At 71.5% G+C, this 21395-nt stretch carries 16 protein-coding genes; 7 read left to right on the top strand and 9 right to left on the bottom strand.

Features of this window, described 5'->3' with window-relative positions; all coding sequences use genetic code 11:
* Positions 1–30: 30 nt before the first annotated feature.
* Together ACZ43N_RS33215 and ACZ43N_RS33210 are read right to left on the bottom strand one after the other, a co-directional pair.
* Positions 31–1197 carry a PadR family transcriptional regulator gene (locus tag ACZ43N_RS33215; RefSeq protein ID WP_468102755.1) on the bottom strand — a complete coding sequence of 389 codons (1167 nt, stop codon included), beginning with the start codon at positions 1195–1197 and terminating at the stop codon, positions 31–33.
* A 1-nt stretch (position 1198) separates the two neighbouring features.
* Entirely contained in the window at positions 1199–2236 is a 1038-nt protein-coding gene (locus ACZ43N_RS33210) for a DUF4097 family beta strand repeat-containing protein (RefSeq protein WP_468102754.1), read from the bottom strand.
* Positions 2237–2454: 218 nt separating this feature from the next.
* Between ACZ43N_RS33210 and ACZ43N_RS33205 the strand changes: the two genes are divergently transcribed.
* Entirely contained in the window at positions 2455–3306 is an 852-nt protein-coding gene (locus ACZ43N_RS33205) for a hypothetical protein (RefSeq protein ID WP_468102753.1), read from the top strand.
* A gap of 65 nt (positions 3307–3371) precedes the next feature.
* Here the strand turns inward: ACZ43N_RS33205 and ACZ43N_RS33200 are convergent, their stop codons facing one another.
* The 5 genes from ACZ43N_RS33200 to ACZ43N_RS33180 form a co-directional block, all read right to left on the bottom strand.
* Entirely contained in the window at positions 3372–3551 is a 180-nt protein-coding gene (locus tag ACZ43N_RS33200) for a DUF6104 family protein (protein ID WP_003992906.1), read from the bottom strand.
* Positions 3552–3638: 87 nt separating this feature from the next.
* Entirely contained in the window at positions 3639–7442 is a 3804-nt protein-coding gene (locus tag ACZ43N_RS33195; RefSeq protein WP_468102752.1) for a multifunctional oxoglutarate decarboxylase/oxoglutarate dehydrogenase thiamine pyrophosphate-binding subunit/dihydrolipoyllysine-residue succinyltransferase subunit, read from the bottom strand.
* Between the two features lie 620 nt (positions 7443–8062).
* On the bottom strand, positions 8063–9205 hold the full coding sequence (locus tag ACZ43N_RS33190) for a HAMP domain-containing sensor histidine kinase (protein WP_468102751.1): 1143 nt from the start codon (positions 9203–9205) through the stop codon (positions 8063–8065).
* A gap of 56 nt (positions 9206–9261) precedes the next feature.
* Positions 9262–9999, bottom strand: a complete 738-nt coding sequence (locus tag ACZ43N_RS33185; protein WP_468079324.1) for a response regulator transcription factor — start codon at positions 9997–9999, stop codon at positions 9262–9264.
* A gap of 131 nt (positions 10000–10130) precedes the next feature.
* Entirely contained in the window at positions 10131–10805 is a 675-nt protein-coding gene (locus tag ACZ43N_RS33180; RefSeq protein ID WP_468102750.1) for a spermine/spermidine synthase domain-containing protein, read from the bottom strand.
* Positions 10806–11199: 394 nt separating this feature from the next.
* Here ACZ43N_RS33180 and ACZ43N_RS33175 point away from each other — a divergent pair, with 394 nt between their 5' ends.
* Positions 11200–12102 (top strand): rhomboid-like protein, encoded by a 903-nt coding sequence (locus ACZ43N_RS33175; RefSeq protein WP_468102749.1) that lies wholly within the window; start codon positions 11200–11202, stop codon positions 12100–12102.
* A 74-nt stretch (positions 12103–12176) separates the two neighbouring features.
* Here the strand turns inward: ACZ43N_RS33175 and ACZ43N_RS33170 are convergent, their stop codons facing one another.
* Positions 12177–12830 carry a GNAT family N-acetyltransferase gene (locus tag ACZ43N_RS33170; protein WP_468102748.1) on the bottom strand — a complete coding sequence of 218 codons (654 nt, stop codon included), beginning with the start codon at positions 12828–12830 and terminating at the stop codon, positions 12177–12179.
* A gap of 203 nt (positions 12831–13033) precedes the next feature.
* On the opposite strand from ACZ43N_RS33170, the gene lon reads away from it, so the two are divergent.
* The gene (gene lon / locus ACZ43N_RS33165; RefSeq protein ID WP_468102747.1) at positions 13034–15436 is read left to right on the top strand and encodes an endopeptidase La; all 2403 of its coding nucleotides are present in this window, start codon (positions 13034–13036) and stop codon (positions 15434–15436) included.
* A 281-nt stretch (positions 15437–15717) separates the two neighbouring features.
* Positions 15718–16212 (top strand): MarR family winged helix-turn-helix transcriptional regulator, encoded by a 495-nt coding sequence (locus ACZ43N_RS33160; protein WP_468102746.1) that lies wholly within the window; start codon positions 15718–15720, stop codon positions 16210–16212.
* Positions 16213–16242: 30 nt separating this feature from the next.
* Here ACZ43N_RS33160 and ACZ43N_RS33155 read toward each other — a convergent pair whose 3' ends face one another.
* Entirely contained in the window at positions 16243–17028 is a 786-nt protein-coding gene (locus tag ACZ43N_RS33155) for a protein phosphatase 2C domain-containing protein (protein ID WP_468102745.1), read from the bottom strand.
* A 370-nt stretch (positions 17029–17398) separates the two neighbouring features.
* Between ACZ43N_RS33155 and ACZ43N_RS33150 the strand changes: the two genes are divergently transcribed.
* The 3 genes from ACZ43N_RS33150 to ACZ43N_RS33140 are packed head-to-tail and all read left to right on the top strand — an operon-like array spanning position 17399 to position 21359.
* On the top strand, positions 17399–20353 hold the full coding sequence (locus ACZ43N_RS33150) for a sensor histidine kinase (RefSeq protein WP_468102744.1): 2955 nt from the start codon (positions 17399–17401) through the stop codon (positions 20351–20353).
* A complete protein-coding gene (locus ACZ43N_RS33145; RefSeq protein WP_468102743.1) occupies positions 20350–20862 on the top strand; it encodes a roadblock/LC7 domain-containing protein in 513 nt (170 codons plus the stop codon). The genes ACZ43N_RS33150 and ACZ43N_RS33145 overlap by 4 nt, the downstream gene beginning before the upstream one ends.
* Positions 20859–21359 carry a DUF742 domain-containing protein gene (locus ACZ43N_RS33140; RefSeq protein WP_468102742.1) on the top strand — a complete coding sequence of 167 codons (501 nt, stop codon included), beginning with the start codon at positions 20859–20861 and terminating at the stop codon, positions 21357–21359. Before ACZ43N_RS33145 ends, ACZ43N_RS33140 begins: the two co-directional genes overlap by 4 nt.
* Positions 21360–21395 lie beyond the last annotated feature (36 nt).

Here is a 21395-nt window from a genome sequence, read left to right as displayed (position 1 = left end):
CGCGAGGCGTGGGCCGCTCCGATTCCCCGTTCACCCCTTGGCTGCCCGCAGTGCCGCTCCGATGTGGGCGGCGGTCGTCGACAGATGGCGGCGCGCATCGCGGAGTTGGTCCTCCGTGACCCCGTGGTCGCGGGCCGCGTCGCGGATGTCGTCGCGGAAGCGGTCGAGGAGCCGGTCGAGATCGCGGGCCGGGTCGCCGGTAGAGGCCTCGTGCACCCATGTGGGCTCGTAGGCGCCCGGGAAGTCCTCCTGTGTGGTCGTGTAGTCCGGCTCCCAGGCGCCGGTGCCGCCCGCCTCCGTCGCCCTGGCGGACCCACCCGTACCCGCCCCACCCGTACCCGCACCGGCCTCCGCACCCGTGGCCGGCGCACCCCCCGTGCCCGCCGTACCCGAGCCGGACTCCGCCCCCGGGCGTCCGAAGCCGAGGTCCTTCCCGAACTCCTTTCCGAAGTCCTTCCCGAACTCGCCGAACTCCTTCGCCAGTTCCGTCAGGCCCTCGCGTACCCCGGTCGGCCAGTCGCCACGGGAGAAGTGGTCCTGGACGTGCTCCTGGACCCGCTTGGCGATGCGCTGGAGCTCCTCCTGTGCCTGTGTGCGGGCCCGTTCCTGTGCCTCCTTGGCCTGACGGCGGGCCCGCTGGGCCTCCTCGCGGGCGCGACGGCTCTCGTCCTTGGCGCGCCGGGCCTGCTCCTTCCACTCCTGCTTGACGCGGCGCATCTCCTCCTTCGCCGCGCGCCATGCCTCCTTGTCGGCCTGCTCCCCGAACTCCCCGAGCGGTTCGTGCTCCCCGGCGCCGGCTCCGGGGCCCTTGCGTGCCGCGGAGGCCGCCGCACGCATCTCGCGGCGCAGGTCGCCCGCCGCCCCCCGTACATCGGCCCGGATCTCGGCGGCCAGCTCCGCCACCGACTCCCGGATCTCCAGCTCCAGATCGGCCAGTTCCCCGCTGCGGTCGGCCAGTTCGGCGCGGCCGGCGTCCGTGATCGCGTACACCTTCCGGCCGCCCTCGGTGGTGTGGGTGACCAGGCCCTCCGCCTCCAGCTTGGCGAGGCGGGGGTAGACGGTGCCGGCGGAGGGCGCGTACAGGCCCTGGAAGCGTTCCTCCAGCAGTCGGATCACCTCGTAGCCGTGGCGCGGCGCCTCGTCCAGCAGCTTCAGCAGATACAACCGCAGGCGTCCGTGGGCGAAGACGGGAGGCATGTCAGAGCACCTTCTTGTCGGTCGTGCTGGGGCTCGTGCCGTCGGCCTGGCCGTCGGACGGCTCGGCGGCACCGGCAGACGCATTGTCGGTCACGGCGTCGGACGGCTCGGCCGGTGGGATGTCCCGCGCGGCCTCGCGGCCGGTCGCGCCGCCGCCCGCCGGTACGCCCTCACCGGCGTGGACGGTCCCGGATGGGCCGCCGCCCTCGCCCTCGTCCCAGGGCTCGTCCTCCGCCGGAGGCCTGCGCAGAAGCGCTATGGAACCCGAGATGGTCGTGGCCTTCAGCCGGCCGTTGCCCGTGCCGAGCCGGCCGGTGACCTTGTGGGCGCCCCAGGGGCCGCTGACGCGGAGGTCCTCGAAGGCGTTGGAGATGGTGCCACTGGCGGTGTTGGCCTCGATCTCGGCGTCGGCGGGGTGGGGGAGGCGGATGGCGATCTCACCGGAGACGCTGGTGAGACCGACCTGGCTCGGGCCACCGACGGGGTCGAGGTCCAGGATGATCGAGCCGCTCACCGAGTCCGCCTTGAGGGTCGGGCAGGACCCTTCGATGACGGTCAGGTCACCGGAGAGGGAACTCAGCCGGACGTCTCCGGCGAGGGCCTGCGCCTCCACGTTCCCGGAGACCGTCGTCGCCCGGACCGGTCCCGACAGGCCGACCAGGGTGGTGTCGCCCGAGACGCCCTTCACCTCCGTACGCCCCTCCACCCCCGAGATGACGGCGCTCGCGCCGACCGCGCCCACCTCGACGCGCGTGCCCGCCGGGACGGCGAGGGAGACCAGGGCGCTGCGACGCCGGCCTTTGCGGTCGAGCCACTTCAGGAAGCCCTTCCACGGCAGATCGTCGTACGCGACGGTCAGGGTGCCGTCCTTCTGCGTCACCGTCAGGGGCGGCCCCTCCAGCTCCGACACCTCCAGACGGGCGGAACTCTCGTCAGTGCCCACGACGTTCACCGTTCCGTTGACGACGCGCACCTGGAGCGCCGTCACCGGCTCGTCGAACGTGAGCTTCCGTGGCTCGGCTACCGACCACTCGGACATGTGCTGACCCCCTAGGACAAGCCGGCCCGATGGCAGACCGGCCCCATGCCGGGCCGGCCCGGCAGCAGGCCGGCCCCTACAACTGACCGAACAGGACTGCGCAACGCGCCATATCGCGTCTCATGTAATTCACGATATATCGCGCGCGTCGGAAGTCAAGACACCCGTTCTGGTGACCCCGCAGGATGAATGCGAACAAATCGCCCTAGCGTGGATGCATGTCGACGGAAAGCACTCCGGGATCCCCGCGCCCCCGATCCGCGCCGTCCCCGGGCGCCCTGCTGCTCTGCCGCGCGGACCGCGACGCGGTCGCCCCCGTCGCCCAGCTCCTCCGGGAGCGGATGCTGCTCACGTCGGCCGGCCCCGAGTGGAGCGCGCTCGTACCCGAGGGAAAGCCGTGGATGCACGGAGGGGAGCCCGTCGACCGTGTCCTGACCGGTTGGGCCACCGCGCTCGCCGTCGGCGCTCCCTGGCCCGTGCTGGCCCTCTGGTGGGACGCGGACCGCAGCGGCTACACCCTGGCGGCCGGCTTTCGCCGCACCGTCGGCTACGTATGGCTCAGGAACGGCACCCCCGTCGGCGAGGACGAGGCGATGCGCACGTTCGCCGCGCGGCTCGGCCTGGACCCGGTCCTCGACGCCCAGCCGCTCCACGACCTCACCGAACCGGACCCGTCGGCGGACGCCCGCACCCGCATGCTGGGCCTCCTCGCCGTCCTGGCCCGCGCCGGTGTGGTCCTCCCGGCCGGCCTCACACCGGGCGAACCCGCCGACCGTCTCCGCGAGGTCGCCCGCGTCCAGTCCGACGTCCAGCGCATCGAATGGACCGGCTGGCGCGGAGCCGTGCGCATGGAACTCGACGCGCTCGAACGCGGCCGTCTCGGCCCCTGGCTGCCCTGGGCGGGCACGTCACGGGCCCGCGCCCTCGCCGCCACACAGCTTCTCGCGGGCCTGCCGCTCACGGCCTGGGGCCTGCGTCGCCGCAGCGGTGGCTGGGCCGTCGCGGGTGCCCTCCTGGTCGCCCACGGCGCCCTCGGCCTGATGTACGAGCTCTGCCGCCCTCACGACTGACCCCGGCCGCGCCCCCGGAGCTGAGAAGTCGGGGGCCTCGTGGACCGGGGCATCACTTCCGGGACCTACTCGTCGTCCTCGTCGTCGAGCCGTGCCAGCCAGGTCGCCAGCCGCTCGACCGGCACCTCGAAGTCCGGGTTCAGGTCGACGAAGGTCCGCAGCTGCTCGGCGAGCCACTCGAAGGTGACCTCCTCCTCGCCGCGCCGCTTCTCCAGTTCCTCGATGCCACGGTCCGTGAAGTACATGGGTCAAGGATAAGTGCGGGAAAACGGCCGGGCCGCACCCCTCGGAAGGGGTGCGGCCCGGCCGCGTACGGATGCCGTCGAGGGTGCTTACGCCTCGAACACCTCACGCACCAGCTGCTCCTGCTCCGCCTGGTGCCGCTTGGCCGAACCCACGGCGGGGGACGAGCTGTGCGGGCGGGAGATGCGGCGCAGACGCTCGCCGTGCGGGACGTCGGCGCCGACCGCCAGGTCCAGGTGGTCGATCAGGTTGAGGGCGATGAAGGGCCACGCGCCCTGGTTCGCCGGCTCCTCCTGGGCCCACAGGTACTTCTCGGCGTTCGGGTACTTCTTGATCTCCGCCTGGACCTCGGCACCCGGCAGCGGGTAGAGACGCTCGAGGCGGATGATCGCCGTCTCGGCGGCCGCGGGGTCCGTGGCGCCGCGCTTCTGCCGCTCGGCCTCCAGGTCGTAGTAGACCTTGCCGGCGCAGAACACGACCTTCTTGACGGCGGCCGGGTCGACCGAGTCGTCGCCGATGACCGGGCGGAACCCGCCCGTCGTGAACTCCTCCGCCTTCGACGCGGCGGCCTTCAGGCGCAGCATCGACTTCGGGGTGAAGACCACCAGCGGCTTGTGGTGCGGGTTGTGCACCTGCCACCGCAGGAGGTGGAAGTAGTTCGACGGCAGGGTCGGCATGGCGACCGTCATGTTGTTCTGCGCGCAGAGCTGGAGGAACCGCTCGGGGCGGGCCGAGGAGTGGTCCGGGCCCTGGCCCTCGTAGCCGTGCGGGAGGAGCAGGACGACACCGGAGGTCTGCGCCCACTTCTGCTCGGCGGAGGAGATGAACTCGTCCACGACCGTCTGGGCGCCGTTGACGAAGTCGCCGAACTGGGCCTCCCACATCACGAGCGCGTCGGGGCGGGCCAGCGAGTAGCCGTACTCGAAGCCCATCGCCGCGTACTCGGACAGGAGCGAGTTGTAGACGTTCAGCCGCGCCTGGTCCTCGGAGAGGTACATCAGCGGCGTGAACTCCTCGCCCGTCTCACGGTCGATGATCACCGCGTGACGCTGGCCGAAGGTGCCGCGCTGCGAGTCCTGGCCGGCGAGGCGGACCGGGGTGCCCTCCAGCAGCAGGGAGCCGATGGCGAGGGTCTCGCCCATGCCCCAGTCGATCGTGCCGTCCTCGACCATCGACGCCCGGCGCTGGAGCTGCGGCAGCAGACGCGGGTGGGCGGTGATGTGGTCCGGGACGTTGACCTGGGACTCGGCGATGCGCTTGACGACCTCGGCCGTGACCGCGGTGTTCACCGCGACGGGGAAGCCGTCCTGCGGGTCGTGGGACGGCGCGGACGCCGGCTGCGACGTGGCCTCGCGAACCTCGGTGAAGACCTTCTCCAGCTGGCCCTGGTAGTCCTGGAGCGCCTGCTCGGCCTCTTCCAGGGTGATGTCGCCGCGACCGATGAGGGACTCGGTGTAGAGCTTGCGCACCGAGCGCTTCTTGTCGATCAGGTCGTACATCAGCGGCTGGGTGAAGGCCGGGTTGTCCGACTCGTTGTGACCGCGGCGGCGGTAGCAGATGAGGTCGATCACCACGTCCTTGTTGAACGCCTGGCGGAACTCGAAGGCGAGCCGCGCGACGCGGACCACGGCCTCCGGGTCGTCGCCGTTCACGTGGAAGATCGGGGCCTCGATCATCCTCGCCACGTCCGTCGCGTACATCGACGAGCGGGAGGACTCGGGGGCCGCGGTGAAGCCGACCTGGTTGTTGATGACGATGTGGACCGTGCCGCCGGTGCGGTAGCCGCGCAGCTGCGACATGTTCAGGGTCTCGGCCACCACGCCCTGGCCCGCGAAGGCCGCGTCGCCGTGGAGGGCCACCGGCAGGACGGTGAAGTCCGTGCCGCCCTTGTTGATGATGTCCTGCTTGGCGCGGGCGACGCCCTCCAGGACCGGGTCCACCGCCTCCAGGTGCGAGGGGTTCGCGACCAGGGAGACCTTGATCTGCTCGCCGTCGAGGCCGGTGAAGGTGCCCTCGGCGCCCAGGTGGTACTTCACGTCGCCGGAGCCGTGCATCGACTTCGGGTCGAGGTTGCCCTCGAACTCGCGGAAGATCTGCGCGTACGACTTGCCGACGATGTTCGCGAGGACGTTCAGACGGCCGCGGTGGGCCATGCCGATGACGACCTCGTCCAGGCGCGACTCGGCGGCGCTGTCGATGACCGCGTCGAGCAGCGGGATGACGGACTCGCCGCCCTCCAGGGAGAAGCGCTTCTGGCCGACGTACTTCGTCTGCAGGAAGGTCTCGAAGGCCTCCGCCGCGTTCAGGCGGCGCAGGATGCGCAGCTGCTCCTCGCGCTCCGGCTTGGTGTGCGGGCGCTCGATGCGGTCCTGGATCCACTTGCGCTGCTTCGGGTCCTGGATGTGCATGAACTCGATGCCGGTCGTACGGCAGTACGAGTCACGCAGGACGCCGAGGATGTCGCGGAGCTTCATCAGGGACTTGCCGGCGAAGCCGCCGACCGCGAACTCGCGCTCCAGGTCCCACAGGGTGAGCCCGTGCTCGGTGATGTCGAGGTCGGGGTGCTTGCGCTGGCGGTACTCCAGCGGGTCGGTGTCGGCCATGACGTGGCCGCGGACCCGGTAGGAGTGGATCAGCTCGAAGACGCGGGCGGCCTTGGTGACGTCGTCGTCGTGGCTGGCGTCGATGTCCTTGAGCCAGCGGACCGGCTCGTAGGGGATGCGCAGGGCCTCGAAGATGTCGTCGTAGAAGCCGTTCTCGCCGAGCAGCAGGTTCGCGACCTGGCGGAGGAACTCGCCGGAGGCGGCGCCCTGGATCACCCGGTGGTCGTAGGTCGACGTGAGCGTCATGACCTTCGAGATGCCGAGCTTGTTCAGGGTGTCCTGGCTCGTGCCCTGGAACTCGGCCGGGTAGTCCATGGAGCCGACGCCCATGATCACGGACTGGCCGGGCATCAGACGGGGCACGGAGTGGACGGTGCCGAGGCCGCCGGGGTTGGTCAGGGAGACCGTGACGCCGGTGAAGTCGTCCATCGTCAGCTTGCCGTCGCGGGCGCGGCGGACGATGTCCTCGTAGGCCTGCCAGAACTCGAAGAAGTTCAGCGTCTCGGCCTTCTTGATCGCCGCGACGACCAGCTGGCGGTCGCCGTTGGGCTTGACCAGGTCGATGGCGAGGCCGAGGTTGACGTGCGGCGGCTTGATGAGGGTCGGCTTGCCGTCCTTCTCGCCGAAGGACCAGTTCATCGACGGCATCGCCTTGATGGCCTGCACCATCGCGTAGCCGATCAGGTGCGTGAAGGAGATCTTCCCGCCCCGGGCGCGCTTCAGGTGGTTGTTGATGACGATGCGGTTGTCGAAGAGCAGCTTCACCGGGACGGCGCGCACGGACGTGGCCGTGGGCAGCTCCAGCGACGCGTTCATGTTCTTCGCGACGGCGGCGGCGGGGCCGCGCAGCGTGATCAGCTCCGGGCCCTCGGCGGGCGCGGCCGGCGAGGGCTGCTTCGCGGGAGCGGCGGCCGGCTTGGCGGGCGCGGCGGCCGCGGGCTTCGCGGCGGCCGGGGCCGGGGCAGCGGCGGCGGGCTTCGCGGCGGCCGGAGCGGGCGCGGCCGGAGCCGCGGGAGCGGCCTGGGCCGGGGCGGCGGGTGCCGCGGGCGTGGTGGTCGCTGCGGCCCCCTTCGCCGCAGTACCCGCCGGAGCCGAGGCGGCAGCCGCCCCCGGCTTGTAGTCGGCGAAGAAGTCCCACCAGGCTCGGTCTACCGAATTCGGGTCCTGGAGGTACTGCTGATAGATCTCGTCGACGAGCCACTCGTTCGGACCGAAGGCCGCGGCGGGGTTCTTACCCGCTTGGTCTGCGTCGGTCGAGATGCTCGAGTTACTGGGGGACTGTGGCGACACGGCGGCAACCGCCCTCTTCCGCTTCACAAGGTGATGGACAGCGGGAATAAAGGCTACGCCTCCGTGGCCGGGAAGGTCAGGTCGAGCCCCTTCATCGTCGCGTAAGTCACATCGGAATGCGTGTTTCGGCGCTGGAAATGGCGGGAAACAAGCGGGGTTCCGGTCCGGAATGGGTGTCGTGAGCACAGATGGGGCATGCGTCGGGCGGGGCCTGCGGCGATGAACACGCGGCCCGCTGCCTGAACGCACCTGATCACACGTGTCCGTCGATGCGGATCGAACGTGGATCTTGTGGCTCCGGTTCGAACTTTACGTCAACTTGGCAGAGATGTAAGCCCTGACAGGATGAGCGAAATCTGGCAAGGGTGAGGGGATTCAGCCACCGGTTCGTGGGTACCTGCGCCGGGGTCGCCGTCGCCCCGGCCCCGCGATCCCCGGGGGAGACAGTGCCCGTGTGCGTCCGAGGCCGCGCCGTGCCTCGTCGCGCGGTTCGCCGCGCCCTCTGAAAGGCGCAGGGCGCGCCCCCATGTCGACAGGGGCCGCAGGGAACCGCGCGAGCGGCCACGACGGTGCCGCGCTCACCGGACCACCCCGGCTCTCGACTCCTCCGCGGCGCGACCCTACGACTGGGGCGAGCGCTGGGGCGGTACGCCGGGCAGGGCCACCTGGATGCGGCAGCCCTTGGGGGACTCGGCGACCCCGATGCGGCCGCCGTGGAGGTCGACGGCCCAGCGGGCGATGGCGAGGCCGAGGCCGGTGCCGCCGTCGCTGCCAGGGCCGTGCGGACGGCTCACGGCACCGCGGTTGAAGCGCTCGAAGACACGGTGCCACTCGGACTCCGGGATGCCGGGGCCCTCGTCCAGCACCTCGAGGGTCAGGGATTCCGGCGTGGACCCGCGGCGGGCCTTGACGGTGACACGGCCGTGCGGAGGGCTGTGCTTGACCGCGTTGTCGATGAGGTTGGCGACCACCTGGTGGATGCGTTCGGGGTCGGCGTGCGCGGTCAGCTCCGGGGGGTGGACGTCGAGGTGGAGGTGGACGTCCTTGCGGGTGTGGGCGCCGGAACCGGAGGCCATGCCCCCGCGCGCGGCGGCGACCATCTGGGTCTCCTTGAGGACCCCGGAGAGGTACGGCCACACCTCGAAACGGCGTTTGCGGAGCGGGACCACGCCGTGGTCGAGGCGGGAGAGGTCCAGCAGTGTCTCGACCAGCCGGCCCAGGCGTTCCGTCTGCTTCAGCGCCGTACGCATCGTCTCGGGGTCGGCGGTCGCGATGCCGTCCACGATGTTCTCCAGCACAGCCCTGAGGCCCGCGATGGGGGTGCGGAGCTCGTGGGAGACGTTCGCCACGAGCTCCTTGCGCTGCCGGTCCTGGGCCTCCAGTTCGTCGGCCATCAGGTTGATCGTGTGCGCCAGGTCGCCCAGCTCGTCCCGGCGGTTCTCACTGACCCGGCGGGTGTAGTCGCCGCGCGAGATGGACCGGGCGACCGCGTTCATCTCGTCCAGCGGAGCGGTGAGCGAATGCGCCACGAACTGCGTGATCAACAGTGTGGCGATCATCGAGAACACCGTGATGAAGCGCAGCTCCGTCTTGGTGTGCACCGCGATCATCGACAGACCCGTGGTGATCAGAACGGAGACGACGACGAGCGTGCCCAGTTTCGTCTTGATCGAGAAGGGACGCAGACCGCCCAGCGGCCCGGCGACCTTCCGTGACTGCGCGTCACCGAGGTTCCCCGACCGCGGGTCACCGACTCCGCTCATATCGCCACCAGCCCCCTGTGCCTACGCAAGTCCGACGCGCGCGGTGCGGGCGTGGCTCAGGGAGTCGGGGTCTCCAGGGCGTACCCGACACCGTGCACCGTGCGGATCCGCTCCGCGCCGATCTTCCGCCGCAGCGCCTTGATGTGGCTGTCCACGGTCCGCGTCCCGGACGCGTCCGCCCAGTCCCAGACCTCGGCGAGCAGCTGCTCGCGCGAGAGTACGGCACGCGGCGTGTTCGCGAGACATACGAGCAGGTCGAACTCGGTGGGGGTGAGGTGGACGTCCTCGCTGCGCACCCGGACGCGGCGCTGCGCGTGGTCGATCTCCAGCTCACCGAGGCGCAGGATGCCCGAGCGCGGGGTGGTGGCGGCCAGCGCGGCCCGCTCCACTCGGCGCAGCAGCACATGGACGCGCGCGGCCAGTTCACGCATGGAGAACGGCTTGGTCATGTAGTCGTCGGCGCCGACGCCGAGCCCGACCAGCATGTCCGTCTCGTCGTCCCGCGCGGTGAGCATCAGCACGGGGACGGGCCGCTGGGCCTGGACGCGCCGGCACACCTCCAGGCCGTCGAAGCCGGGCAGCATGATGTCGAGGATCAACAGGTCGGGCTGCCATGCCTCCGCCGTGTCCACGGCCGCCGGGCCGTCGGACGCGGTCTGTACGACGAAACCCTCGGCGCGCAGGCGGGCCGCAATGGCGTCGACGATCGTCGGGTCGTCCTCGACCACGAGCACCCGGCGCTGTGCGCCCGGGGTCGCCGTCGTGCCGCTGTGGGAGGTGTGTGTCTGCTCCATCGCCCGCCCCTGAGTTGCTTTCCGGAATCCGTGGGGTGATCCCTTGACTACGCATGGCTGCGCATGACTGCGATTGACGCTTGAATGATCGGCGCCAGGCAAGCAGGGTACGGGCAGTCACCACGCCAGGGCTATCCAGGTCGGACCGCGAGGTGCACCACGTCCGGAACTCCTCGGGCAACGGGGATCTCTTCGGTACGCACCTGTTGGAACCCGGCATTCCCCAAGGTTTCCTCGAATTCCGGGGAAGGCTGTGCCGACCACACGGCCAGTACGCCGCCGGGGTTCAACACCCTTGCGCAGCTTGCCAATCCGGCCGGTGAGTACAGGTTTTCGTTGCTCTCGGAGACGGTCCAGTCGGGCCCGTTGTCGATGTCCAGGCAGAGCGCGTCGAACGTGGCGCAAGTCTCATTGACGTACTGGACGAGATCGGCTTCCACGATCTCCGTGCGCGAGTCCGCGAGGGCCGCTGCGGACAGTTCGGCGAGGGGTCCCGTGCGGTGCCAGTCGATGACGGCCGGTTCGCGTTCGACAACGGTGATCGCGCCCCAACTCGGGTTCGCGGCGGCGTGTGCGAGCGAGAAGCCGACGCCCAGACCCCCGATCAGCACACTCGGCTGAAAACGTCCGGTCAGGGCGTCGAGGGCCGTGTCGACCAGCAGACGTTCCGAGCGCCCGTCGGAGGTGTCCATCAGAAAGCACCCGTTGGCGATGATCTGCAACAGCTCCCCGTGCCGCCGCAGGACGACCTCGCCGTAGGGGCCCTCGCGCCGGTCGATGACTTCGGGTACGTCGATGGTGGTCATCCCTCCATTTTCACGCTCCCTCGCCTGACGGCGGCTGAATTACGACCGCTGCGCCGGGGGTCGGCGGGTGCGGAGCGCCGGCCCGTGGCGTCGGGGTGCGTTCGGATCTCCGGGGCGCGCCGACGCACCGTCACGCGAAGAGCCCGAGCCCGAACTCCTCGCGCGGCGACGGGCGTACGGGGTTGTCGACGCGTTTCTCGGCAAGCCCCGCGGATGCGGGCCATCAGGAAGTGGACGCGGTGGCCCCTCACGCGGTCGGCCCCGGTGAAACGCCAAGCCGGCGGTGGGGTGAGGCTGTCGGATTGCTGTGAATCACGGTGAAGGTGGCACAGGTCACAGACAGCGGTGTGGCGGCGTACCGAAGGTGGAGGCGAAACGGAAGGAGCGCCTCGCCTTGGACCGTGTGGAGACCGGGGAAGGGCTGAACCGGACCGACGTGACGCCACCGTCGGCGGCCGGGCCGCTCCTGGACGGAATCCCACGACAGCCGGGTACGGCGACATCGGTAGGGGGCGGGGCGAAGCCCGGGCCCTCGGTGGGCGGACACGAGCGGGCCGAGGCTTCGGAGTTCGGCGGCCGGAAGGTCCGGGCCGCGCCCGGCCGTCGCGCATGTCCCACCCGCGCCTCCCTCCCACGCCCTTGGCGGCTGCTGCCCATCCCCACCGACACGCCCTTCACCTTCTGGTACCTGGCCGTCCTCGCCGCCACCTCGGTCATCACCGAGTACGCGGACCCGGCCCTCGTCCACGCTCTGCACCAGGGCTTCAGCACGGACGTGGCACATCTCCTGGGCGCCCCGGTGCCGGTGCTGGTCGCGAGCGCGCTGTGGATCGCGGGCGGGGTGGCATCGCCCTACACACCGGCCTTCGTACTGGTGCTGACCGCGCTGGAACGCCGGATCGGCGGCCGGCGGACGGCCGCGGTCTTCCTGCTGGGCCATGTCCTCGCCACCCTCGCCACCGAGGTCCCGGTGGCACTGTCCGTCCTGACCGGCGGGCTGCCGGGCAGCTCACTGCACCGCCTCGACTACGGGATCAGCTTCGGGGTGGCGGCGAGCGTGGGCGCGTTGGCCGCCCTGCTGCCGTGGTGGTCGCGCTGGCCTCTGCTGCTCGCCTTCGGCGGGATGCTCGTGGACGACCTGCTCGTGTTCGCGGACCCGATGACCAACTGGGGGCATCTGATCGCCCTCGGCATCGGGATCGCCGCGTGGCCGGTGGTACGGCGCTGGCGGGCGGCGGCGGTGGCCCGTGACACGTTGGCCCGTGACGCGCCGGGGCCGGGGCCGGTGCCTCGGTGAAGGCCGTCACCCAGGCCGTGTCCCCAGGGCCGTCCGCCGGGCGGCGCCTGGCGCAGGGCGGAGGATCGACATCCCTACTGCCGGCCGTCGAATCTCGCGGTCGTCAGCGGCGCGACCGTGGTCCAGCCCAGGGACTCGTACAGGGCCCGGCCCTCCGGTGTTCCGCCCAGTACTCCGACCTCCGCGCCCTGTTCGAGCGCGGACCGGGTCAGGGTGCGCATGACGAGCGTGCCGAGGCCTCGGCGGCGGTGGGACGGGGAGGTCTCCATCTGGTCCACGACCGCGGTCCGTCCAGTCGGGGCGATCTGCCCGCGTGCCGCCCAGGAGCCGTCCGGTGCGGCGATCATCGCGCGGATCACGCCGCCTCGGGACCAGGTCCGCAGGCGGTATCCCCCGGGGGCGGTGGCGGCCGGTGCTGCGTGCGCCCGTAGGGGTACGGCCATCAGCCAGCCCGGCTCCGGGTCGACCCACCAGCCCTCACCCAGCCAGGGGCCGACTCGCGTCGCCTCGGCGAAGACCTTGAGCCACACCCCGGACCCGGTCACGGCGTCGGCCACCTTCCGGACCGTCTCCTCCTCGACGTCGTCGTGCGTCGCCGCGAGGACATGGCGGGTGACGTGAGCGGCCGTTCCGTTGTCGATGGTGTAGCCCCAGGGCTCCACCACCGGGGGCGCCGCCCCGCGCGAGACGACCCAGCCGTCGACCCAGGCCCGCACGATTCCGTCCACTGTCGCCCCTGTCTGCGCGTGATGGTAATGGGTGAACTCGCATTCAGACTATTACGCGCAGCCGTGAAGGGCCAGCGGGTTTCGGCTTCGGGGCGACGCCCCTCTTTGATCGCCCACAGCGAACACCTCGGCCCTCGGGGAACATCCCGGGGCTCATGTGCATTGAGTCGGCATAGCTCAACTTGAATGCCGAGGGAGAGATCATGGCTTCGATGTCCGCACCGCTCACCCTGCCCGTACTGCCGCTCGACGACGAGGTCGTGCTGCCCGGCATGGTGGTGCCGCTGGACCTCAATGACACGGATGTACGGGCCGCGGTGGAAGCCGCGCAGGCGGCGGCGCGGGCGGAACGGGGCAAGCCGAGGGTGCTGTTGGTGCCGCGGATCGACGGCGCGTACGCGGTCACGGGTGTGCTCGGTACCGTCGAGCAGGTGGGGCGGCTCGCCGACGGCGATCCGGGGGCGCTGATCCGGGGGCGCGGCCGGGTGAGGATCGGGGCCGGGACCACCGGGCCCGGGGCCGCGCTGTGGGTCGAGGGGACCAGGGTCGAGGAGAGCGTGCCGGAGCCGCTGCCCGGCCATGTCGCCGAACTGGTCAAGGAGTACAAGGCACTCGCCACCAGCTGGCTGCGCAAGCGCGGCGCCTGGCAGGTCGTGGACCGGGTGCAGGCGATCGACGACGTCTCCGCGCTCGCCGACAACTCCGGATACTCGCCGTTCCTGACGACCGAGCAGAAGGTGCAGCTGCTGGAGACGGCCGACCCGGTCGCCCGGCTGAAGCTCGCCACCCAGCAGCTCCGCGACCACCTCGCCGAGCAGGATGTCGCCGAGACCATCGCCAAGGACGTCCAGGAGGGCGTCGACAAGCAGCAGCGGGAGTTCCTGCTGCGCCGTCAGCTCGAAGCCGTCCGCAAGGAACTGCGCGAGCTGAACGGTGAGAAGGAGGGCGAGGAGTCCGACGACTACCGCGCCCGTGTGGAGGCCGCCGACCTGCCCGAGAAGGTCCGGGAGGCCGCGCTCAAGGAGGTCGACAAGCTGGAGCGGTCCAGCGACCAGTCGCCCGAGGGCGGCTGGATCCGCACCTGGCTCGACACCGTGCTCGAACTGCCCTGGAACGAGCGGACCGAGGACGCGTACGACATCCAGGGCGCGAAGGGCGTCCTGGACGCCGAGCACGCCGGTCTGGAGGACGTGAAGGAACGCATCACCGAGTACCTCGCCGTGCGCAAGCGGCGGTCCGACCGCGGGCTCGGCGTCGTCGGCGGACGGCGCGGCGGTGCCGTGCTCGCCCTCGTCGGGCCGCCTGGCGTCGGCAAGACCAGCCTCGGCGAGTCCGTGGCCCACGCCATGGGGCGCAAGTTCGTCCGGGTCGCCCTCGGCGGCGTACGGGACGAGGCGGAGATCCGCGGCCACCGGCGTACCTACGTGGGCGCGCTGCCCGGCCGTATCGTCCGCGCCATCAAGGAGGCGGGCTCGATGAACCCCGTCGTCCTGCTCGACGAGATCGACAAGGTCGGCTCCGACTTCCGGGGCGACCCGGCCGCCGCGCTGCTCGAAGTCCTCGACCCCGCGCAGAACCACACCTTCCGGGACCACTACCTTGAGGTGGAGCTGGACCTGAGCGACGTCGTCTTCCTCGCCACGGCGAACGTCCTGGAGGCGATCCCCGAGGCGCTGCTGGACCGTATGGAGCTCGTCCGGCTGGACGGCTACACGGAGGACGAGAAGGTCGTCATCGCCCGTGACCACCTGGTGCCGCGGCAGCTGGAGCGGGCCGGGCTCGACACCGACGAGGTGACCCTCGACGAGAGCGCGCTGCGCAAGCTCGCCGGCGAGTACACCCGCGAGGCGGGCGTGCGGAACCTGGAGCGGTCGGTCGCCCGGCTGCTGCGCAAGGTGGCCGCCCAGCACGAACTGGGCGAGCGAGAGCTGCCCTTCACCGTCACCGACGCCGACCTGCGCGGACTGATCGGGCGCCCGCACCACGTGCCCGAGTCGGCCCAGGACCCGGCGGAGCGGCGTACGGCCGTCCCCGGTGTGGCCACTGGGCTCGCGGTCACCGGCGCGGGCGGCGACGTCCTCTACGTCGAGGCGTCGCTGGCCGACCCGGAGACGGGAGCGGCGGGGCTGACGCTCACCGGGCAGCTGGGTGACGTGATGAAGGAGTCCGCGCAGATCGCGCTCTCCTTCCTGCGCTCGCACGGCGCCGAACTGGAGCTGCCCGTCGCCGATCTGAAGGACCGGGGCGTGCACATCCACTTCCCGGCGGGTGCGGTGCCCAAGGACGGACCGAGCGCCGGTGTCACCATGACGACGGCTCTGGCCTCGCTGCTGTCCGGCCGGCTGGTCCGCACGGATGTGGCGATGACCGGTGAGGTCTCGCTCACCGGTCGGGTCCTGCCCATCGGCGGCGTCAAGCAGAAGCTGCTCGCCGCGCACCGGGCCGGGGTCACCACGGTGATCATCCCCAAGCGCAACGAGCCCGACCTGGACGACGTCCCCGCCGAGGTCCTCGACAAGCTGGAGGTCCACGCCGTCACCGACGTCCGCCAGGTGCTGGAACTGGCCCTGTCACCGGCGGAGGTGGCGGTCCCGGCGGCGGCCTGACGACCGCACGGTACGGCCGCCCGGCGCACGGGCGGCGCCATGGAGCTCCGGTGGTGACGTGACGGACATCCACCGGACGAGGGAAGGCCCGGGTCCCGTGAGGGAGGCCCGGGCCTCTCCCTTGGGTGCCCCGTGCGGGTGGCGCCCGTCGCGCGCGCCTTCCCGGCGGTCGGTGTCACCCGCCACCTGCGGAATACTTACGGCGCCGCCCGCGACAACCGTCCCCGGCGGAAACTTTCGGCAACTCTTCGGCAACGCGGATCGGGATCAGGAGCGCTGACGTGCAGGACGAGGGCGGAAACGGCGGCGCGGGCGATGGCGGGCCCGGGACGCCGACCGGCGGCATGGACCAGGCCTTCCTCGCGCTGGAGCGGGAACTGACGGTCCTGCTGCGGCGCGCCCGCGCCAAGTCCGGCGAGATGGCCCGGGCGGTCCACCCGGACCTGGAGTCCGCCGCGTACGGCCTGCTCGCCCGGCTCGACGAGACGGGCCGGCTGCGCGCCACGGAACTCGCCGCGTACATCGGCGTCGGCAAGGCCACGATGTCCCGTCAGCTGCGCGCGCTCGAACACCTCGGCCTCATCGCCCGCGAGCCCGACCCCGCCGACGGCCGCGCCTGGCTCGTCCACCTCACGGACGAGGGGCGGGCGCGGTTCCGCGCGGTGCGGGACGCCCGTCGGGTGGCGTACGTGCGCCAGCTGGCCGACTGGGACCGGGACGAGGTGGCCCAACTCGCGCGGCTCCTGAACCAGTTGAACAAGGGTGTCGAGGGCTGACCGGCTGACCGCGCTCAGCGGCCCGCGCCCTCACAGCTCCGCGTACACCACGCTCGCGTCGTCATGGGTCTTCGCCCGCCCGAGGAACCGGCGCTCGGCGTCGGCGTGTTCCAGGTCCCGTACGCGCTCCACCAGCGCGGCCGCGCCCTCCTTCCGCAGGAAGGTGAAGCAGTCCTCCCAGCCGCCCTCGCGGAACTTCTCCACCCAGCGCGTCGCCCCGTCCGTCAGGGCGGCCAAGGCCCGTACCCCTGCGCGCGGAACGGTCCCGGTCACCGCCCGTGCGGCCACGGCGGGATCGGCCGCCGCCGTCCAGAAACCGCCCTCCTTGTTGCGGACGGTGGAGTCGGCGATCGCGGCGGTGGCGAGAGAAGCGCGCGGGAGTTCCGAAAGGCGGTCGTCCAGCACCGTCGTCACCAGCCCGTCCGGGCCTTCGAGCAGCAGCGCGGAGTCGGAGAGGACCAGGTACTCCAGCGTCTCCTCCGACCACCGCGCCAGAACCACCGTGGCCTGTGGGGTTCTTGGGTGAGAAAGGTCACAGGTTTGGGCGTGCGCACGGGCGGTACGAGTGATTGCCTGCGAAAGCACTGCCGTCAGGGGTGAATCCCGTTCCGAAAGGGACAGTTCGGTCAGTGCGCCGCCGAGGCGGGAGACGAACCATGCGACCGAATGTCGACAGCCGTATTCGGCGGGCGGTGGTGTCACGCCGTCGAGGAGGACAACGGTGCCGCCCTGTCCTCCGGCGGGAAGCGCGACCGACGCGAAGTCCTCGTTGGGGCGGTTGGGATCGCCGGGCTCCGAGACGAGTTCAGTACGCATTCGGCCAGTCTGCACGAGCCCTCCACAAGATCCGTGAAAGGCCGACAATGGTCGCCGTGCGGCCCGCACCCTCCAAGCCGGGCGCCGGGTTTGGCATGGAATGATCGTGAGTGGTGAAGCGCGGCGGCGAATACTGCCAAAGCGCGTCGCCGACGTCCAACCGGCCGACTGTGCGGGGCGTCGGCACGAGCCGGTGGAACTTGCCCGCCAACTCTCCGGCGATGTTCACTCCTTCGGGTGGCGGGACCGATGATGCGGGACCACCGCCCACCGGCACTGGGAGGGTCGGGAGCCGTACCGGGGGGACGCTCACAAGTTGACGGAACGTCACCCGGACCCATGGGTAAACGAGTCAGGAATGCGAGCACCGGTGCAGAAGACGCGGCCTCGGCGCACAGGCAAGAAGGCAGCTTCGAAGGCCTCCGCGGCCTCCCCGAACCAGCAGGGGACGGCGCAGCAGGCCCCCACCGTCGGCACCGGGCGCAAGGCGCACGTGCGCAACCGGCTCATCATCGCCGTGGCCGTCGTGGCCGCCGCCATCGCGGGCGCGGGGGCGCCGTCGATCCTCGCCGCCTCGGAGCAACTGCACGACACCCAGAGCCTGGTCACGCTCGCCGAGCAGACCCAGGAGACACTCACCCTCGCCCACGCGCTGGCCGACGAGCGTGACGAGGTCACCGCGTACATCGCCGCCGGGCGGTCCAAGTCGGCCGCGCCCGACGAGCAGCGCGCCGACCGCGTCGACCGTCAGGTCGCCGAGCTGAGCGCCGACACCGACACATCCGCCGCGCTGCGCAAGGACATCGGGTCCATCGCCGCCGTACGGAAAGCGGCGCTCTCCGGCCGGAGCACCGCTCTGGAAGCGCATCAGGCGTACACCGCCGTCGTCAGCGAACTCCACGCGCTCGCCGAGGAACTCGCCCAGCAACTGCCGCCCCGCGCGGGCGGCGGGGCGTACGCCCTCGCCGAACTCGACACCGCCGTCCAGCAGGCCGCCGCAGCCCGGGGCCTGCTCGTCGCCGCGCTCAGCATCCCGAGCACCACGCAGACCGTCGTCGACCCGGCCACCGGGCTGCCCACCACCACGACCGGCTCCTCCGCCGCCGACGAGAAGCAGCGCGACGCCCTCGCCGCCGCCGCCCAGCAGGCCCGCGTGCGCTCCGACGCCGCTCTCGCCCACTTCCGCGAGATCGCTCCCGCCACCACCCGCTCCGCCTACGACGCCACGGTCACCGGCCCCGAGGCCAACGCCGCCGACAGGTACCTCGCGCGTTTCACCGACCGGCCCGTCCTCTCCGACGACGAGAAGGGCACCAGCGCCACCAAGATCGACACCGCGCTGTCCGCCCGCGTCGACCTGATGCGCGGCGCCGAGTCCTCCCTCTACGACCGGCGCACCAAGGACCTCGCCCAGCTGCGCGACGACGACGTGACCGCACTGGAGATCCGGGTCGCCCTCCTCGGCGCGCTGATGCTCCTCGCCGTCGGTGTCGCCACCGGCATGGCCCGCTCCCTCACCCGCCCGCTCGCGGTGCTGCGCATCGGCTCCGCCCGCGTCGCCGGTGACCCCGTCGCCGAGGAACCCATCAAGTTCACCGGCCGCAACGACGAGTTCGCCCAGGTCGTACGCTCCGTCAACGCGCTCCACGCGCACGCCTTCGCGCTGCACGAGCGGCTCGCGCCCCTGGAAGGCGACCGCAAGCACCTCATCGGCCAGCGCCAGACCATGGCCGACGAACGCGACCGGCTGCGCGCCGAACTCGCCGAGGCCGGCGCCCACCTGGGCAGGATCCAGCACAGCATCCACGGCACGTTCGTGAACCTGGCGCTGCGCACCCTCGGCCTCGTCGAGCGGCAGCTCGCCGTCATCGAGTCCCTGGAGGAGCGCGAGCAGGACCCCGAACGGCTCTCCACCCTCTTCAAGCTCGACCACTTCGCGACCGTCATGCGGCGCCACAGCGAGAACCTCCTCGTCCTCGCCGGCCACGAGCACATCCAGCACCACGCCGGGGCCGTCCCGCTGGTCGACGTCGTCCGCGCCGCGGTCAGCGAGATCGAGCGCTACGAACGGGTCCGGATCGCCGCGCTGCCGCCGAGCGCGCACATCGCCGGGTTCGCCGCCGACGACCTCAGCCACCTCCTCGCCGAACTCCTGGAGAACGGCACGTCGTTCTCACCGCCGGAGACGTCCGTCGAGATCTCCGGCCGGCTGATGGACAACGGCGAGGTCTCCGTCTCCGTCCAGGACGGCGGCATCGGCATCGCCGCCGACCGGCTCGCGAAGCTGAACGCCCGCCTCACCGACTTCGACCCCGAGGCCCCCTACGACCAGGAGGACGGCGACAGCCTCGGTCTCGGCCTCTACGTCGTGGCCCGCCTCTCCCACCGGCTCGGCACCCGCGTCCGGCTTCAGGAGCAGACGTCGGGCGGCACCGCCGTGGTCGTCGTCCTGCCCAAGTCGCTGCTGGCCGCGGTGCCGGCCGCGCCCGCCGCCGGGCCGTCGCTCGCCGCGGGGCCCGTGCTGTCCATGCCCGGCATCGCCGCCGAGACCAACGACGGCGCCCTGCCCGCCCGCAGCGTCGCCGTACGTGAGCCGGAGGGCGACGGGGACCCGCTGATCGAGGCCGCGGAACGGGCACTGCTGGCACGGGAGGCCGCTCACGCCGCCGGACGCGCGGGGAACGCGGACGGCGCCGCGCAGGACGAGGACACCGAACCCGACACGAACGCAGAGACGGACGGGGACACGGACACGGCCGTCCGCGAGGGGAACGCGGACACGGACACGGCCGTCCGCGAGGGGAACGCGGACACGGACACGGCTGCCCGCGAGGGGAACGCGGACACGGCCGGGGACGACGAGGCCGACGACGAACGGGACGACGCGCAGGGGACCCCGACGGAGTCCGTCTCCGAGACCACCATGGAGCTGTTCGCTCCGGTGGCCCCGGAGACGGCCGCCGACGAGGACGCCGACGACCCGTACGGCATCGGCCCCGACACCCATGAGCGCGCCGCCGACGAGGGAGACGCGGCGCGTACGTCGGCGAAGGCCCCGCGCCTCACCGACAAGGGCCTGCCCAAGCGCACGCCCAGGATCACCGCGCCCGCGCCCACGGCCCCGCAGCCGCGCGCGGGGGGCGTGAACGCCGAGGAGCTCAGGCGTCGGCTCGGCGGGTTCCACCAGGGGGCCAGGGAGGGACGCCGTGACGTCGAGGCGGAGATCGCCGAGCAGTCGGGCGAGACACGGGCACCCGAGCCACAGGAGTACCGGACAGAGGCAGTTGACACCACGGGGGGCACTTCCGAGGAGGCAAGCAGTTGACCGCGCCCAGTACCTTCGGCTTGAGCAGTGAAGCCCGCAACCTGCACTGGCTGCTGACCAACCTCGTCGAGGAGGTGCCGGGACTGCTGTCGGTCGCGGTGGTCTCCTCCGACGGTCTGCTCCTGCTCTCCTCCGACCCCGGCCGCAACGCCGAGGCCCGCGAGGCCCAGGGCGAACGGCCCCAGGGCCCCCGGGGCTCCGCCGCCGACCTCGCCACCATCGTCTCCGGCATCGGCAGCCTCACCATCGGTGCCGCGGGGCTCATGGAGTTCGGCGGGGTCAAGCAGACGATGGTCGCGATGGACGAGGGCAGCCTCTTCGTGATGTCGATCAGCGACGGCTCGCTGCTCGGCGTCCACGGCTCCCCGGACTGCGACATGAGCGTGGTGGCGTACCACATGGCTCTCTTCGTCGGCCGCGCCGGACACGTCCTGACGCCCGAGCTCCGCAGCGAACTGCGCAAGTCCCTGGAGGCCGAGGAGATCGAGGCGGCCGGGAGCAGGCGATGAGCGGCGCGAAGAAGACCAGGGCGCGCGCCCCCAAGCCGGGCTCGGCGAGGAAGCCGGGCCCGCAGCGGAGCCCTCACAAGAGGCTCCCGGTGCGCGGCGGGGACCGCAAACCCGCCCGCGTACGCCCCTACTCCCTGACCGGCGGCCGCACCCGCTTCGGTCATGTGCTCCTCGTCGAGACCTTCGTCGCCGTACTCGAAGCCCCGGCCGACAGGCCGGAGTCGGACGGGGGCAGCGCCCACGCGTCCAGCAGTGGGGGAGGTTCACTCACCACCAAGGTGATGCCCGAGATGCGGGCCATCGTCGAACTCTGCCGCCGTATGCGGACGGTGGCGGAGATCGCCGCGCTGCTGAAGATGCCGCTCGGTGTGGTCCGCGTCCTCCTCAGCGATCTCGCGGACCAGGGAAAGATCCGTGTGTACGGAACAGGTCACGGACCGGGACAGCCGGACCGCGCTCTGCTGGAAAGGGTGCTGAGTGGACTCCGCCGTCTCTGACGCCGCCTCGCCTGGCGTCACCCCCGACGCCTCGCC

Source organism: Streptomyces sp. NPDC030814 (assembly GCF_055572155.1).
This window is presented reverse-complemented; position numbering and strand designations above follow the sequence as displayed.

Excerpts from the sequence above, each read along its gene's own strand:
- ACZ43N_RS33215 (WP_468102755.1), bottom strand. The coding sequence starts at position 1,197 with ATGCCTCCCGTCTTCGCCCACGGACGCCTGCGGTTGTATCTGCTGAAG.
- ACZ43N_RS33210 (WP_468102754.1), bottom strand. The coding sequence starts at position 2,236 with ATGTCCGAGTGGTCGGTAGCCGAGCCACGGAAGCTCACGTTCGACGAG.
- ACZ43N_RS33205 (WP_468102753.1), top strand. The coding sequence starts at position 2,455 with ATGTCGACGGAAAGCACTCCGGGATCCCCGCGCCCCCGATCCGCGCCG.
- ACZ43N_RS33200 (WP_003992906.1), bottom strand. The coding sequence starts at position 3,551 with ATGTACTTCACGGACCGTGGCATCGAGGAACTGGAGAAGCGGCGCGGC.
- ACZ43N_RS33190 (WP_468102751.1), bottom strand. The coding sequence starts at position 9,205 with ATGAGCGGAGTCGGTGACCCGCGGTCGGGGAACCTCGGTGACGCGCAG.
- ACZ43N_RS33185 (WP_468079324.1), bottom strand. The coding sequence starts at position 9,999 with ATGGAGCAGACACACACCTCCCACAGCGGCACGACGGCGACCCCGGGC.
- ACZ43N_RS33180 (WP_468102750.1), bottom strand. The coding sequence starts at position 10,805 with ATGACCACCATCGACGTACCCGAAGTCATCGACCGGCGCGAGGGCCCC.
- lon (WP_468102747.1), top strand. The coding sequence starts at position 13,034 with ATGGCTTCGATGTCCGCACCGCTCACCCTGCCCGTACTGCCGCTCGAC.
- ACZ43N_RS33155 (WP_468102745.1), bottom strand. The coding sequence starts at position 17,028 with ATGCGTACTGAACTCGTCTCGGAGCCCGGCGATCCCAACCGCCCCAAC.
- ACZ43N_RS33140 (WP_468102742.1), top strand. The coding sequence starts at position 20,859 with ATGAGCGGCGCGAAGAAGACCAGGGCGCGCGCCCCCAAGCCGGGCTCG.